The following is a 15,127-nucleotide window of genomic DNA, read 5'->3' as shown; positions in this document are numbered from 1 at the left end:
GTGGAACTCCTTTAAACCGATAAAACGGGGCGCAAAGGCCCCGGCTTTGGGATTAACCCAGAACAACAATCACTTCGTTCACAGAACCTGCTGCCTGTGCAGGAATGGTGCCTTTAACAGGTTGGCCGTTCAGGGTGATGGATTTCACGCCTTTGCTGACGCCATTCGGGTTCTGTACCTTGATTTGATATGTTGCACCGCGCCACTCACGGTTCACTTCAAAACCTGGCCAGCTGGTTGGGATACACGGATTCACCGTCAGGCCATCGAAACCGGTTTGTACACCCAGAATGAAGTTGGTGACGGCGAAGTATGCCCAGCCCGAGGTGCCTGTCAGCCAAGGGTGGTTAGCACGGCCATGGTTTACGTGGTCACGGCCCATAATGAACTGGACGTAAGAATAAGGTTCAGCGACACGCGTCTCGATGATGTCGTTTTGGTTGTAGGGGTTCAGCGCATCGTAGAACTTCATGGCACGGTCACCACGTCCCAGTTTGGCTTCAGCAACCCATGCCCATGGGTTTGGATGTGAGAAGATCGCACCATTTTCTTTTACACCCTGATAAACACGGGTGACGAAACCGATGTCGTCATTGGGTGTCGCAAACGAAGGTGAGTTCAGGTGTAAGCCGTACTCAGAGAACAGGTTCTCGTCGACAGCATCCATCGCTTTCTCACCACGGTCTTGGGAAGCGAGGCCTGAGAGAACCGCCAGAGTGTTTGACTCAAGGTGGACTCGCCCTTCGGTTTGCTGTGCAGTACCAATCTTTTCGCCGTCTTTGGTCAGGCCACGGATATACCAGCCGCCCTCTTCATCCCAAAGGTGGGTTTCACAGGCTTCACGCACGTTGGCAGCCATCACGGTATATTTCTGGACGTCATCCTGGTTGCCTTTGTACTTCGCCAACTCGATAAACTCTTGCAGCGCCCAGAAATGCAGGAAAGACACCATGGCTGACTCACCGCCGCCCAGATTCAGGCAGTCATTCCAGTCTGCGCGCAAGCCTTTACAGATACCGGTTTGGCCGACGTATTCTGCAGAGAAATCCAACGCCGCTTTCATGTGCTCATAGACAGTGGCGCTTCCGCCGTCTGCGTATGGGATCACTTCATCAAGGAAACCTTCCTCACCGGTTTCAGTGATGTAATTAATGATGGTGGGTACGATCCAAAGGTGATCATCAGAACAGGTGTCTTCGATACCGTGGATCTTGTCTTCGTCACTAGGGGTGGGCACAACGGTCGGTGACTTGGACGGTTTAACGTCCGCTTTTTCTGGATCGAACCAGTCAGGATCGAACAGGTGAAGACCGTAACCCGCTTTTACCTGGCCGCGCAGCAAGTCAACCAGACGTTTGCGGGTCATGGCCGGGTTTGAATGCGGGACAGAGATCGCGTCCTGTGCAGTGTCGCGATAACCTAGGCCGGTACGTCCACCCACTTCAATGAAAGAAGCAAAGCGTGACCACACCACGCAGGTTTCTGCCTGGTACAGAGTCCATGTGTTGATCATGGTGTCCAGACCTTCGTTGGGCGATTTCACCTGGAACTTGTTGCAGCGACTGTCCCAGTGGGCTTTGATATCAGCAAACGCCGCATCCACATTGGCGAAATCCTGGTATTTCGTGCGCAGGCGCTGACCTTCACCTTTACCGATACCCAGAATAAAGATGAAGCGCACTTCTTCACCCGGTTGGATAACGAATTGCTTGTGCAACGAACCACAGTGGTTGTAGCAGGTTTGTACGTGGTTAGAACAATGGCCACGCTCAACGGCAACAGGGTTGGCTTCATCACGGTACAGGCCGAGGAAACTGTCGCGCTGGCCATCATAGCTGTCTGGATCGAAGCTTGATGCCAGGTAGTAGAAGCCTTCGTAGTCGTTGGTGTTGTAGTACAGGTCGTACTCAATCACCCCGTTGTCGTATGATGTACCTGCAGAGTAGAGGCTCATCTGGTGGTTCTGGTTATCTGACTGGATGTGGCTGAACGAGAACTCGACAAAAGAAAATGCGCTGATGGTGCGCGGTTTGTCGCTGTCATTTTTGATCTTCACATCCCAGATCTGTGCGTCTTCACCTTTCGGTACGAACAGGGTTTTCTGGGCGGTAATGCCGTTGTACTCACACTTGAATTTGGAATAAGACAAACCATGGCGCACTTCGTATTTGGCTTCTTCCAGGCTCTTTGCCACGGGTTGCCAGGAGATTGACCAGTAATCACCGGTTTCGTCATCACGCAGGTAGACATAATGTCCCGGGCGGTCGAAGGTAGCGTTTGGGCGGAATTTGGTTACGCGGTTGTACTCAGGGCTGTTATAGAACGAGTAGCCACCTGCGTTGTGTGAAATGACGGTACAGAATTTCTCTGTACCCAGATAGTTGGTCCATGGCGCCGGTACATCAGGACGGGTAATGACATATTCCCGGTTGTCGTTATCAAAGAAGCCGTAATTCATGGCGTATTTCCTTCTACAAATCTTAAAAATTGAAGTAATTACCGACGATAGTTAATACCCAGACGATCCAGGTATTGCAGTTGTCCGCTAAGACGGGCCTGAAAATCCGCCCAGTCCCGCTGTTCCTTGGCGCTCCAGCACACTTCTGCGATCGCCAGAAGGCGAGGGTAGATCATGTACTCGAAGCGGCTTTGGCTATTGACCATCTCGCACCAGAGTGCGCATTGAATGCCTTTCACCTTGGCAAATTCCTCGGCGGTGACGTTAGAATTGGCGAAAGGCTCATAGTGGTAGGCTTTTTCCAGCGGTACCTTGCAGGCCCAGTCTGTGCCTGGCTCACAGGCGGAATAGTCCTGTGCCATGTCCAGATAAGTTTCCTGACCGGGTTGGAGCACAATCGGGTATCCGTTGCGAATACAGTCGATACCGGATTGTTCGCTTACCCAAGAGAAGATCACGGTGTCTTTGCTGACCTTGTCGCCAAACACCGCTTCCTCCCAGCCAAACATTTGCTTGCCTTTGGTGCTGAGGAAATTCTCGGCATGGCGAAGCAGGTGGCCTTGCAGATCTTTAAAGTCTTTGTAGCCGTGGGTTTTCATTAACGCCCGGCAGGCTGGACTGTCCGTCCAGACACCTTCGGGGACTTCGTCAGCACCGATATGAACATACGGCGCTGGGAAGAGTTCACACACTTCTTTCAGCACGGTTTCAATAAAGGTGTACGTGCCTTTAAGGCCCGGATTGAGGACGTTATCGGTGTAGTTTTGAATGCTGCGGTACACGGAGGTGTCTGCATCTTCTACTAATAACTGCGGCAGCGATTTGATGGCGGCGCGGCAGTGTCCCGGAATATCAATTTCCGGTACCACGGTGATACCGCGCTGTGCGGCATAGGCAATAACCTCGCGGACGTCGTCTTTGGTGTAAAAACCGCCGTGAATCCTTGAAAGCGAGGTGTACTGAGGCTCGAGTGTTTCAAACGGGCCCCGCCACGCACCGATTTCTGTCAGCTCAGGATAGGCATCAATCTGGATGCGCCAGCCTTCATCATCGGTCAGGTGCCAGTGGAAGTGGTTGAACTTGAAACGGGCCAGTTGGTTAATCAGGTCTTTTACGCGGTTCACTGGATGGAAGTGGCGCACACAATCCAGCATCATGCCGCGGTAACCGAAGCGCGGATGATCTTCAATCTCGACACAAGGCAGGGCGTAATCGAAATAGTGTCGGTGTGATGCCTGCACCGGCAACAGTTGAAGAACCGTTGCGACACCATAAGTGAAGCCGTTGCTGTCGGATGCCGAAATCACCACGCCTTGCGGTGTCACACTGACGCGATAATGGGCGGGCTTGAGTTTGTCATCCAGGGTCAGGTGAATCTGGCCTTGCTGCTTAATGCTCACATCGCGGCGCAGGTGTCTGGACATTTCATCGGCCAGCCACAGGGCAGCCGGTTTGCTGGTGTCACAGCCTGAAACAATGGCCACCTCATCAGTCAATGCAAACTGCCCCTGTTTGACTATCAGGGCTTTGGGCTGCGGGATCAGGTTGATGGCGTTGGGCGGTGGCAATGTTAATGGGACACGCTCCGGCGTTTGCCGGCCAAGGTTAATCACCGTGGTTTCTACCGGTATGGCGTTAACCCCTTGATCTGTCGTGATCAGCAGGCAGGCGTCACCAATACCTTCATCATGGAGCGAAAAAGGTTTGGTGGTATGGCTGAATTCCAGATAGAGGTGATCGTTGGCGTTTAGCGGCTCGCCGGTTTCAAAAATACACAAACTGCCAATTTGCTTTAAGTTGCCGTGTGACACACTGGCAGGCATCACATAACGGCTGACGGTGAAAGTCAGTTGCCAGTTTTGGATGTTGGTTTCAGACAGGTTATGAAGCACCAGCGCGAAACGGCTCTCTTCGGGCTGTATATCAATAACATTGAGGTCTAGGCGAAAGTTCATGGCTTACCTCGAAAAAGGAAAAAGGTTGTGATCACCGCGCGCCATCAAAATAGCGCCGGCCATAGCATCAAAATAGCGCCGGCCATAGCATCTGCCTGTGGGGGAACCAGCAAAGATTGAACGGCCGGGGATAGCCAGGGCACAATGCGTTCTCCAATGCTGCCCATGAGTGCAATTTGTTTTGCCCCTTTTCGGTTAAGACCGAGGATCAGGCGTTCAATGTCGTCAGCAGAGTCTTGCAGTAACGCCATCGCAAGTTCATCTCGCGCCATTGCCAGTTCGAAAATTGTCGGACTGAACTGACCGTAATCCCGCGGTTTCGCAGTTTTAGACCATTCAACAATGGCGTCGAGATCGTGATTGAAGTGGGCCAGGACGTGATCTGACAAGGAGGAGCGAGAGCGAAGGCCGTCATGTGCCAACAGTGTTTGCTGGATCAGGCGTAATCCCATCACAGCACCTCCGCCTTGATCGGAGATGGGGAATTCGCGGCCACCAACCACGTGCTGGTGGCCATTTTCCAGATAGAGACCGACAGAGCCGGTGCCTGCAATGACGATTGCTCCGTTACCACCACCAAATGCCCCCATACAGGCACCATACCCATCCGTGTTGAGAGTCATGTGCTTGTAAGGGTGAGGCAGTGCCATAAAGGCATACCAGGCTGATTTTTGCTCGGCAGCAGCAAGCGCAAGGCCGACCGACAGGGTAGATAAATCAAGGATACTCGCTTGCTCAGCCGCCTGGGATATCGCACGTTGGATATTCTCCATGGCGAGCTCTACACCCAGAAGGATATTGGCGCTGCCGGTTTTGGCTTCACCCAAAAACTGGCCGTTTTCGTCTACGATGCGTGCACGGCAGGATGTACCGCCACCATCGACTCCACAGTAGTAACTAGCCATGGGCGACATCCTTCTTCTGCATCGCAATGGCTAACAGGTACCAGGCGGCGTGCGGGATCCATTGCTCGCCCCAACGCCAGTTCTGCAGCATGTCGTCTTTTTGTCCCTGCGGGTTGAAAGCGATGTCATGCTCATTGTCAAAACCGGCGGTGATACCGTTGCAGATACCACCTTTGGCATTGAAAAAGCCCAGATGGGGCAGGTAATCCGGGTTATTGTGCCCATGGCCGTCAAGCATGCACATGTCGTAAGGGTTGAGACCCACAATCCAGTTCAGGGCATGCTGACCATATTCGCGGAGTCTGGCTTTTTGCGTGTCATCAGACACATAACCGGTGGCCATATAGGCCATGGCGGCGAGTGAGCCTAAACGGGCATTCTCCCCTTGCCACCAGTAGCCGGTTTCATTGCGCTGGGCGATAAAAAAGCTGGTGCGTTTTTCCGCATCGACATTTTTGATGTACTGGCGAGGGTAGCCGAAAGGGTTGTTCACTTCGGCAGTAATGCTGAGCTCAAAATCCAGCGCATTGAGAAGAATTCCTGTGAATTTCGCTTTCAGCGTGCTGTCACCTTCCACCTGAAGGTACTGCATCAATGAAATTGCCGGTAAGCCTGCTTCAGCCGCATGGAAATACGGGCGGGAGCCGTCACCGTTAGCGGACCAGAAGTGATTAACGCGATCATCACTCTGTTGTTGTTCGGCAAGGCGGGTTGCCCAATAACGTGCTTCTTCAAGGTAGCGCTCACTGGTTGTAAGTTTGAACAGTTCGGTGGCTGCCAGCAGCGCGCAGTAAAAATCGATAGTGTTTTCCTGACCATCATCCAGGTAGGAAGGGTTATTTTCCTTCAAGTGCCAGTAGCCGGTTTCTGCGGTCTTCTGGTAAGTCTTGACATCGAATTCGCCAGCGACACCTAAACGGGCAGCAGCAGCTAAGGCGGCAATGGCAACACCTGCCCCCTGACGGAAACCAGCCTGGTAAGCGCTGGTTTTATAGCCTTGCTGCGTCTCATAGGCACAGACTTCACGCTGGCTGGTGTCTTTGCTCCATTTGTCGAAAACGGTCAGGTAAAAATACCCGGCAGGATCTTGCATACGAACTAGAAAATCTGCGCCGAACAGCGCTTCGTCATACAGACGGTTTTTGGCAAACGGGGCCAGTTCTGAAGAAAGGGTGTCCAGGGTGGTCAGCATATTCCAGACAACCATCGGAATTTGCTGGGGATTTAGATAATTGGCATAAGAAAGGTGGCTGAGGTATTTACTGACGTCACCTGACGCATCGTACCATCCACCATGAACATCAACGAGACGGTCGGTGCCGAAGATCGGCGTGGCGCGATCGCGTTGATCAAACGTGCCTGTACAACGCTGGGATTTAAAGTAGTGGATCACATCTGAAAAGGTGCGATCAAACAGGATACCGTCTGCGATAGAAAAAGCCGGAGACGACACGCCCCCGACTCTGACAAAGAAATCCCCGCATGTCTGGAGCGCAGAGAAATCAATACGGTAAACATCGCCGGTATGCCATTGGTCTACTGAACCACAAGCACAAACAGGCAGCTGCATCACTGATTGCCCTGTGTGGCAATCTACGATATCGGCGTGTGTTGCAGTCATTTCTTGCCGGGCAAGAATCAGCGCTTGTTTACTGCCAAAGCGCTCATAACCGATATGGTTGGTCAACAGCTGCATTTTACCTCCTAAAATGCTTGACGAGGATCACTCGTACAAGTAGCAGCGAACAAAGTGGTTATCGCCCAGTTTGGTGACACCGGGCAGTGCTTCACGACACTTCTCTGTCGCCTGCAGGCAACGGCCTGCAAATGGGCAGCCTACAGAATCCGGGGTCCAAAGCGGGATCTCGCCTTTGTTGCCTTCCAGCTCGGTGTGGATGGATTTAGACGGATCTGGCACGGCTGACACTAACAGGCGCGTGTATGGGTGCTGGGGACGGTGAATGATCTCTTCGCAATCGCCCCATTCCACCATATGACCGACGTACATCACCGCCAGATCTTCTGCGATATAACGGGCAGTGGCGATATCGTGTGTGATGTACAGCAGGGCCATCTCTTTCTCGAACTTCATCTCCTCCATCAGGTTCAGAACACCTGCGCGGATAGAGACGTCAAGCATGGAAGTGGGTTCGTCGGCCAGCACCACTTCTGCACCGACTGCGATGTTCCTTGCCAGGTTGACACGCTGGCGCTGGCCGCCGGAAAGCTGATGGGGATACTTTTGTGCGGTTTCTTTGGGTGGTGTCAGACCGACCTGATCCAGCAGATCATATACCTGCTCTTCCAACTCTTTCGGATTGCTGCTCGCTTTTTTGTGAATGTGCAGCGGGCGGGCAATGTGATGGAAGATAGTATGTGTGGGGTTCAGGGAGCCGAACGGGTCTTGCCACACCATCTGAACGCCTTCACGGTACGTCATCAGATCGTTCTTTTTGGTGATGGTCGCAATATCACGCCCTTTGTACTCGATAGAACCTGCCGTTGGCGCATACATCTTGGCGATCATTTTGGCGGTGGTAGATTTTCCTGAGCCGGATTCACCTACTACCGACAGACCGCGGCTTTTATACAGTTTGAATGACACATCATTCAGTGCGCGCATCATTGGCTTGTTGAGCGCGTTACTGCTGATCGGGAAGTCCTTTACCAAGTTTTTCCCTTCAACAATCGGTTGGCCTAATTCTTTAGTCATGCTCACTCCTACAAGTCGCGAAAGCCGATTACTTGCCTGTAAATCGGTGGCAGTTGGTGAATCGGTTTGGCTCAATCTGAGTCAGGGTTGTTGCGTCCTTAAAACAGGTATCCTTGGCTTTGCTACAGCGAGCCTGGAAACGGCAGCCCTGCGGAATTTCAAGCAGGTTCAGCGGGTTACCAGGAATGCCTGAAAGGTGCGTTTTAGGCCCTGTCAGCGGAGGGAATGAACTTGCCAGGCCTTCGGTGTAAGGGTGATACGGGGTTTTCAGGATCTCTTTTGACGGTGCAACTTCAATCAACTGACCGGCATACATGATGCCGATGCGATCAGTGAATTCGACCATCAAGGATAAATCGTGGGTAATGAACAGAATTGAGAAGCCGAACTCTTCTTTTAGCGCATAGATCTTTTGCAGGATCTCACGCTGTACCACCACATCGAGGGCAGTCGTCGGCTCGTCCATGATTATCATTTTTGGGTTCAATGCCAGAGCAATGGCAATCACCAAACGCTGACGCATACCACCGGAGAACTGGTGCGGGTAATCCGTTAAACGGCTTGGGTGGATATCTACGATTTCCAGCAGGCCTTCTGCGCGGCGTTTTGCCTGATCGCGTGTCATATTGGTATGGCGCATGATCACATCACAGAACTGCTCTTCCATGGTCAGGACCGGGTTCAGGGCGTTCATCGCTGACTGGAACACCATGGATATCTCTTTCCAGCGAAAGCGGCTCATGCGTTCATCGCTGTATCGCATGATGTCTTCGCCGTTGAAGAATACTTCGCCGCCACTGATATAAGCGGGCGGCTTATGAAGGCGCATCAGCGAGAAGGCAACAGTAGATTTACCACAGCCGGACTCACCGGCCAGGCCAAAAACTTCGCCTTTGCCAATATCAAAGCTCACGTTGTTTACCGCGCGTACATCGCCCGCGTCAGTAATGTAGTCAACACATAGGTTGCGGATAGAGAGTTGTGTTTCAGTCATTATTTTTCTCCGCTCAAAACTGTAGCTTGTGGTGCAACGTCAGCCTGTTCGCGGGCTTTCTTTTCTTCCTGCTGGACCTTCTTCCAACGCTTAAGGCCTTTCTGGGCACGTAGCTGCGGGTTCGCGATCTCATCAACAGCGAAGTTAACCAATGCCAGCGCAAATGACAGGAGACTCAGAGCCAGACATGGCGCCAGTACTTCCCACCAGATACCCAGTTGCATGGCAGAAGAGGTGCGCACGTTGTACAGCATCGAACCCCAGCTCACGGCATTTGGACTACCCATGCCGATGAATGACAGCACAGACTCTGTCAAGATGGCGTACATCACTGAACCGATGAAGCTTGCGCCGACCAGAGGGATAAGGTTTGGCAGGATTTCAACAAACAGGATGCGGGGGCGAGATTCGCCCAGAACTTCTGCAGCTTTTACAAATTCTTTTTCACGGATGGCCAATGTCTGGGAGCGGATTACCCTGGCTCCCCATGCCCAGGAGGTTAAGGCAATAACCAGTGCGATGGTAAGCGGCCCAGCCTGACCGACAAACGCGGCAACGACCATGACAATGGGGAGTTGTGGCATCACCAACATCACGTTCATCGCACCGGACAACACGTTATCGACACGTCCACCGAAATAACCGGCAGAGATCCCCATAATGGTCGCAACCACACATACGAAGATACCGGCAGTGAAACCGACAAACAAAGAGGTTCGGGCTCCGTGAACCACCTGTGACCAGATATCGCGGCCCAGACGGGTCGTTCCCATTACGTGTTCAGCATCTTTCGAAATGCGAAGACGGCGTGGGTTGTCAGCCAGATTTTCCGCTACCCATCCATCTGGATTTGCTTGCGCCATCTTTACCACTACGGCAGGGTACTCATGCGGGTTACCTGTACGTTTCTGTGGGTCATACTTTGACAAAAAAGGGGCAAATACTGCTGCGATAATGAACATAAAAATGAGGCTGACACCGACAAGCGCTTTAGGGTTGCCCCGGATAATTGAAAAGATACCGTTCATGATTATTTGCCTCCTTTACGCAGGCGTGGGTCGAGCAATACGATGAGAACATCAGCAATGAAGTTGAAACACAGCATGACCAGCGTCAGGATAATCAGTAGTCCTTGCAGCACTTGGTAGTCGCGGCCATTAACGGCGTTCAGCATTGCGGTGCCGAGACCCGGATACTGGAAAATCATTTCAACCACCAGCTGGCCGGCAACCGCCATACCCAGTGCCATAGAGAGTGCAGTCACTGTTGGGAGCAGTGCGTTACGTGCGGCGTAGTTGAATACCACCCGGTTCTCTGTCAGGCCTTTTCCCTTGGCCATGGTGATGTAGTCTTCTGCCAATAGGTTGATCATGTTATTACGCATGTTGATCAGAAAGCCGCCGATTTGGGCGATGGTTGCGCAAAACAGGGGAAGTACAGCGTGGTACATGATGCCGGTGTAAGTGTCCCAGCTTGACCAGTCAAGGATGGCACCTTCGGGCATACCGTAAGAAGTCGGGAACCATTTCAGAGTGATACCGAAAACGAAAAGGATCAGCATACCGATAACCACAGGTGGTATTGCCTGCAGTGCCATAAAACCCGGGGAGACAAAAGAGTCGAAGCGGCTTCCGCGACGCCAGGCCGCAAAGATACCCACAACAGAGCCGATGCAGAAAGCCATGACGACAGAGGTGCCCGCCAAGAATAGAGTCCAACCCAGTGACTTTGCGATTAACTCATTCACTGTCATTGGGTAGAAAGTGGTGGAAACACCCAATTCCCAGGTGAAGATGCTTTTTAAGTAAGTCAGGAATTGAATATGGATGGGACCGTCTACAAAGCCGAGCAGCTCTTTCATCGCTGCAATACGCTCAGGAGTGACCTGTACGCTGGCATTGGCAAACATCATGGTCACAGGGTCACCTGGCATTGCGCGTGGCAAAATAAAGTTCAGCGTAATCGCGATAAGCAACGCGCCAAAATAAAACAGTAATCTATTAAGAAAAAATCCCATAACTCACACCTTACGTGGCACGATAAAGCCGCAACCAAAGAATTAAAGCTCCAAGGTCAAAAATACCGATTGTCTATCTTTGGAAAGAGGCGGCGCGGGTGCGCCGCCAGATTTAGAGATTAAGATTTAGGCTTCAGATCAAGGATGTGCAGCAGACGCTCATTGATACCTTGCCAAATCATTGGACGGCCTTTTGGATTCTCTGCATCCCACCAACCAGTGAAGCGTGTTTCGTTGAACTGGTAAGTAGACGCCGCAGACAGTACTGGGATAACAACTTGATTATCAGACAGGATCTTTTCGATTCTGTGTGCCATTTCCAGTTGCTCAGAACGATCCGCTGTTGAGTAGAATTTCTCCAGCAGGGTGTCTACTTCTGCGTTCTTGAAGCGGTGCATCGCGAAACGTGGGTTACCTTCTTTCGCCATGAAGCGAGAGTGGAAGCCAGTGTCCCAAGTCTGGTGTGGATCTGGACCCGTGAAGTAGTTGGTCAGCGCAACATCAAACGTACCACCCGCCATCTCTTGGTTGTATACAGAGAAGTCAGGCGTAACGGCTTTCGCTTTGATTCCTACGTCTGCCAGGTTTTCAGCAGCCAGTTGTGCTGTGTTGTTCCAGTCAGTCCAGCCAGATGGCGTCTGGATAGCCAGCTCAAAGCTCTTGCCTGATGGGGTTTCAACGAAACCGTCACCATTGGTGTCTTTAAAGCCTGCTTTCTTCAGAAGCTCTTTAGAGAACTCAACGTTATAAGTGTTGAATTTCTTCGCTGCTTCATAGGTGTTTTTGTCTGACCAGCTTTGGTAAAGCTCAGCAAGACCAGCAGCAGAGTGGTTTGGAGAACCGGCGCCGTAGAATGCGATGTCAATGATGGATTGACGGTCGATAGCAGTCGACATTGCGCGACGGAAGTCAACGTTAGTCAAGGCTTCGTTTTTCGCTGCATCTGGGTGTTCGAAGTTAACCAGCAGGTTAACCGCACTACCTACAGGTGCTGGCCAGTACTTGTGGTTTTTGTTCACTGACGCGTAAACCGCATCGATGTCTGGGATGAACGATGACGTCCAGTCCAGCTCAGAAGCAACAATCTTAGACAGCAGGCCATCGTTGTTGTTGATCAGAGGCATGCGCAGGCAGTCGATTGCAACGCTGTCCGCGTCCCAGTAGTTCGGGTTTTCACACTGAACATACAGGTTGCTGGTGAAGGTATCGACTTCGGTGAATGGGCCTGAGCCTACAGGGTTTTCGTTTGCGAAAGCTTCAGGCTTGTCAATCTTGCTCCAGATGTGCTTAGGAACAGGATGCGTTTGAACCAGTTTGAAAGGTGCAGAAGAGTTTGCTTCTTTCAGGGTAATTTCAACGCTGTTGCCTTTCACTTTAACGTCAGTGATCAGGGCTGCGTTACCCGCCAGGTCAAGTGCTGAGTTTTCGCGGATCAGGTTATAAGTGAATGCCACGTCTTCTGCAGTGAAAGGTGTGCCGTCAGACCACTTCACACCGTCACGGATTTCGAAGGTCACTTTTTTCAGGTCATCTGAAATGGTGTAGTCCTTCGCCAGACGCATAACAGGCTTATTGCCGTCCAGCTGGTTGAAGATAACCAGTGGCTCGTAAACAAAGTCCAGAGTCGTCTTCAGGTTGTTCTGCAAGAACGGGTTGAAGTTACGGGTAAGCTGTGGGTAGAAGTCAGGTACAATAGTCAGTTCAGTTCTTTCTGCAGCGCTGACAACCGGTGCTGTCAGTACCGACGCTGCGGCCGCAACGACGGCTACTGCAAGTTTTGTTTTCTTAAGATTGGCAAGCATAGCTGTTCCTTACTAGTTGCTTTGTTCCACTTGGTTCTGACCGTTAATCAATGAGGTCAGGCCGGAACCCGCTATGAATAAACAGACAAGTGATCCTGTGTATTCACATGGCCGTGCAGGCTCAGTGCAATGTAAGGAAACGCCGGTTCCACGTTGGGGTCAATTCGGTCGCCCGTTAAAACCGTTAAAAATAAAAATGGCGGCGTCAAAAACGTCAATATTAACGTTTTTAACACCACGTGTTGCTTATTGACGCAGGTCAAAAAACGCACGTCATTAATGCGTCACCTTAATCTATGTTAGTTCTCACTCTCTTTTTTGGCTCTTATTAATATGACTTTTCGTTTTAGATTTTGTTTGGGTGATCTGGATCGCTGTTTGTTATCTCCGTTAATTTTTTGCTGAAAATTTGAGGCGTGAGTTTGTTGTGATTCTGTTCTCATAAACAGAAAATCAATCTGAGTACGTTTGAATATGGTTAAAAATGGTGCAGATTTTCTGGTGGAAAGAATGGGTTACTTAGCAGGAGTAAGAGCAAACATATGTTGAATTTCATGCAAAAAATAAGTGGATAATCATGCCCTAAACCAGAGCGATAAACGGTGTGCGGAATGTGACAAGGTCAGGTGTGTTAACATCTTTAGGGAAAAGGAAAACTGCCCCCGAAAGGGGCAGTGCAGACTGCTGACAAAGCCCTGGCCATTTGGCTGGGGCTTTGATCTAATAAGGGATAAGCAAATCAATCATGGATGTGGTGACATGCTTAAAGACCCTGGCCCTCAGCAATATGAATTCGAGATGGTGACACTCGAACAGTTGGTTCCCAAAAACCATCTTGTTCGCAAAATCGATGCTGCCGTCGACTTTGAGTTTATCCGCGACGAAGTCGCCCATCTCTACTGCCACAACAATGGCCGTCCTGCGATAGACCCCGTTCGCCTGTTCAAAATCCTGCTCCTAGGCTTCCTCTTCGGTGTTAAAAGTGAACGCCAGCTCGTCAAAGATATCGAGGTCAACGTCGCTTACCGCTGGTTCCTTCGCATGTCGCTAACCGAAAAGGTGATTGATGCGTCCACCTTGAGCCAGAACCGCCGCCGTCGCTTCAACGATACCGACGTGTTCGAGCGCATCTTCATCCGCATCGTCGAGCAGGCGATGAACAAAGGCATGGTCGAGGGACGCGTCTTATTTACCGACAGCACTCACCTGAAAGCCAATGCCAACAAGCGTAAATACCGTAACGAACTGGTGAAACAAAACGTCAGTGCTTATGCCGAGCTGTTAGATGAAGCGGTTGACGCTGACCGTGCAGCAGAAGGAAAACGCCCACTCAAACCGAAAGATGGTCACATTGAGAAAAACACCAAAGTCAGCACCACCGACCCAGACAGCGGGTTCATGACACGGGACCAAAAACCACAGGGCTTCTTCTACCTTGACCATCGCACCGTCGACGGCAAACACGGCATCATCCTCGACACCCATGTCACGCCAGGCAATGTGAATGACGCCCAACCGTATATCGCCCGTCTGGATACCACGTTAGCGCGCTTTACGCTCTCGCCTGTTGCCGCCGGGCTTGATGCCGGTTACTTCACCGCGACTATCTGCCATGAACTGGAGCAGCGCCAAATGCTGCCGGTGATGGGATACCGCCGGCCGCACCGTACGAAGAATCCTATCAAGAAAAAGCACTTTCATTACGACAAAGAGACGGACCGCTATCTCTGTCCTCAGGGACAGGAGCTGGTTTACAAGACCACCAACCGTCAGGCATACCGCGAGTATCACTCTGACCCACAGATATGCAAAACCTGTCCGCTGCGCGATGATTGCACCAAGAGCAAGAATCACAAACGGGTGATAACCCGGCACCTGTTCGAGAAATCGGTAGAGAATGCCAATGCCTTGAGGCTGACAGCCTGGGGAAAGAAAGTGTACCGACGACGGGCAGAGATGGTGGAGCGAAGCTTCGCAGATGCCAAACAACATCATGGCCATCGCTATGCGAGGTTCCGTGGTCTGTTGAAAGTACAAATCCAATGCTGGTTGGCGGCAGCAGCGCAAAACATCAAGAAGATAGCCTTACTGGAGGCTTATCTTCGCAAAATTGGGCTTAATACGCGCCAAATAGCTCAGATAGTGAAGCAAATCAGCTTCTGTGGGTTAAAAGCAGCCTGAACATAACAATATGGAAAAATAGCGCGATCGCGGCCTTCGGCCACTAACAAAAGAAAACCCCGCTTGAAAAAGCGGGGTTAGTCAGCAATCTGAACTGCCCCC

The 15,127-nt window shown here is 51.4% G+C and carries 11 protein-coding genes; 2 read left to right on the top strand and 9 right to left on the bottom strand.

The features are described from left to right. Positions 1 to 52: 52 nt before the first annotated feature. The 9 genes from AC6IB1_RS14355 to AC6IB1_RS14315 form a co-directional block, all read right to left on the bottom strand. Entirely contained in the window at positions 53 to 2,458 is a 2,406-nt protein-coding gene (locus AC6IB1_RS14355) for a glycoside hydrolase family 94 protein (RefSeq protein ID WP_497567224.1), read from the bottom strand. Between the two features lie 38 nt (positions 2,459 to 2,496). Continuing rightward, entirely contained in the window at positions 2,497 to 4,413 is a 1,917-nt protein-coding gene (locus AC6IB1_RS14350) for a beta-N-acetylhexosaminidase (protein WP_497567223.1), read from the bottom strand. Positions 4,414 to 4,457: 44 nt separating this feature from the next. After that, positions 4,458 to 5,318, bottom strand: a complete 861-nt coding sequence (locus tag AC6IB1_RS14345; protein WP_497567222.1) for a glucosamine kinase nucleotide-binding domain-containing protein — start codon at positions 5,316 to 5,318, stop codon at positions 4,458 to 4,460. Then, on the bottom strand, positions 5,311 to 7,014 hold the full coding sequence (locus tag AC6IB1_RS14340) for a glycoside hydrolase family 9 protein (protein ID WP_497567221.1): 1,704 nt from the start codon (positions 7,012 to 7,014) through the stop codon (positions 5,311 to 5,313). The genes AC6IB1_RS14345 and AC6IB1_RS14340 overlap by 8 nt, the downstream gene beginning before the upstream one ends. Positions 7,015 to 7,041: 27 nt before the next feature. Then, positions 7,042 to 8,031, bottom strand: coding sequence for an ABC transporter ATP-binding protein (locus AC6IB1_RS14335; protein ID WP_497567220.1), 990 nt, complete (start codon positions 8,029 to 8,031; stop codon positions 7,042 to 7,044). Positions 8,032 to 8,059: 28 nt separating this feature from the next. After that, positions 8,060 to 9,025 carry an ABC transporter ATP-binding protein gene (locus tag AC6IB1_RS14330; RefSeq protein ID WP_497567219.1) on the bottom strand — a complete coding sequence of 322 codons (966 nt, stop codon included), beginning with the start codon at positions 9,023 to 9,025 and terminating at the stop codon, positions 8,060 to 8,062. Further along, the gene (locus AC6IB1_RS14325; RefSeq protein ID WP_497567218.1) at positions 9,025 to 10,053 is read right to left on the bottom strand and encodes an ABC transporter permease; all 1,029 of its coding nucleotides are present in this window, start codon (positions 10,051 to 10,053) and stop codon (positions 9,025 to 9,027) included. Before AC6IB1_RS14325 ends, AC6IB1_RS14330 begins: the two co-directional genes overlap by 1 nt. Positions 10,054 to 10,055: 2 nt before the next feature. After that, entirely contained in the window at positions 10,056 to 11,042 is a 987-nt protein-coding gene (locus tag AC6IB1_RS14320) for an ABC transporter permease (protein WP_005503958.1), read from the bottom strand. Between the two features lie 119 nt (positions 11,043 to 11,161). Then, the gene (locus tag AC6IB1_RS14315) at positions 11,162 to 12,844 is read right to left on the bottom strand and encodes an ABC transporter substrate-binding protein (RefSeq protein ID WP_497567217.1); all 1,683 of its coding nucleotides are present in this window, start codon (positions 12,842 to 12,844) and stop codon (positions 11,162 to 11,164) included. A gap of 73 nt (positions 12,845 to 12,917) precedes the next feature. Between AC6IB1_RS14315 and AC6IB1_RS14310 the strand changes: the two genes are divergently transcribed. Both AC6IB1_RS14310 and AC6IB1_RS14305 read left to right on the top strand, forming a co-directional pair. Continuing rightward, positions 12,918 to 13,097 carry a hypothetical protein gene (locus AC6IB1_RS14310; RefSeq protein WP_497567216.1) on the top strand — a complete coding sequence of 60 codons (180 nt, stop codon included), beginning with the start codon at positions 12,918 to 12,920 and terminating at the stop codon, positions 13,095 to 13,097. A 506-nt stretch (positions 13,098 to 13,603) separates the two neighbouring features. Further along, a complete protein-coding gene (locus AC6IB1_RS14305) occupies positions 13,604 to 15,025 on the top strand; it encodes an IS1182 family transposase (protein ID WP_497567215.1) in 1,422 nt (473 codons plus the stop codon). Positions 15,026 to 15,127: the final 102 nt, after the last annotated feature.

This window comes from Grimontia sp. THUN1695, from assembly GCF_059704325.2.
The sequence above is the reverse complement of the archived record's forward strand: the minus strand, read 5'-3'. Positions and strand labels throughout refer to the sequence as shown.

Excerpts from the sequence above, each read along its gene's own strand:
- AC6IB1_RS14355 (WP_497567224.1), bottom strand. The coding sequence starts at position 2,458 with ATGAATTACGGCTTCTTTGATAACGACAACCGGGAATATGTCATTACC.
- AC6IB1_RS14350 (WP_497567223.1), bottom strand. The coding sequence starts at position 4,413 with ATGAACTTTCGCCTAGACCTCAATGTTATTGATATACAGCCCGAAGAG.
- AC6IB1_RS14345 (WP_497567222.1), bottom strand. The coding sequence starts at position 5,318 with ATGGCTAGTTACTACTGTGGAGTCGATGGTGGCGGTACATCCTGCCGT.
- AC6IB1_RS14340 (WP_497567221.1), bottom strand. The coding sequence starts at position 7,014 with ATGCAGCTGTTGACCAACCATATCGGTTATGAGCGCTTTGGCAGTAAA.
- AC6IB1_RS14335 (WP_497567220.1), bottom strand. The coding sequence starts at position 8,031 with ATGACTAAAGAATTAGGCCAACCGATTGTTGAAGGGAAAAACTTGGTA.
- AC6IB1_RS14330 (WP_497567219.1), bottom strand. The coding sequence starts at position 9,025 with ATGACTGAAACACAACTCTCTATCCGCAACCTATGTGTTGACTACATT.
- AC6IB1_RS14325 (WP_497567218.1), bottom strand. The coding sequence starts at position 10,053 with ATGAACGGTATCTTTTCAATTATCCGGGGCAACCCTAAAGCGCTTGTC.
- AC6IB1_RS14320 (WP_005503958.1), bottom strand. The coding sequence starts at position 11,042 with ATGGGATTTTTTCTTAATAGATTACTGTTTTATTTTGGCGCGTTGCTT.
- AC6IB1_RS14315 (WP_497567217.1), bottom strand. The coding sequence starts at position 12,844 with ATGCTTGCCAATCTTAAGAAAACAAAACTTGCAGTAGCCGTCGTTGCG.
- AC6IB1_RS14310 (WP_497567216.1), top strand. The coding sequence starts at position 12,918 with ATGAATAAACAGACAAGTGATCCTGTGTATTCACATGGCCGTGCAGGC.
- AC6IB1_RS14305 (WP_497567215.1), top strand. The coding sequence starts at position 13,604 with ATGCTTAAAGACCCTGGCCCTCAGCAATATGAATTCGAGATGGTGACA.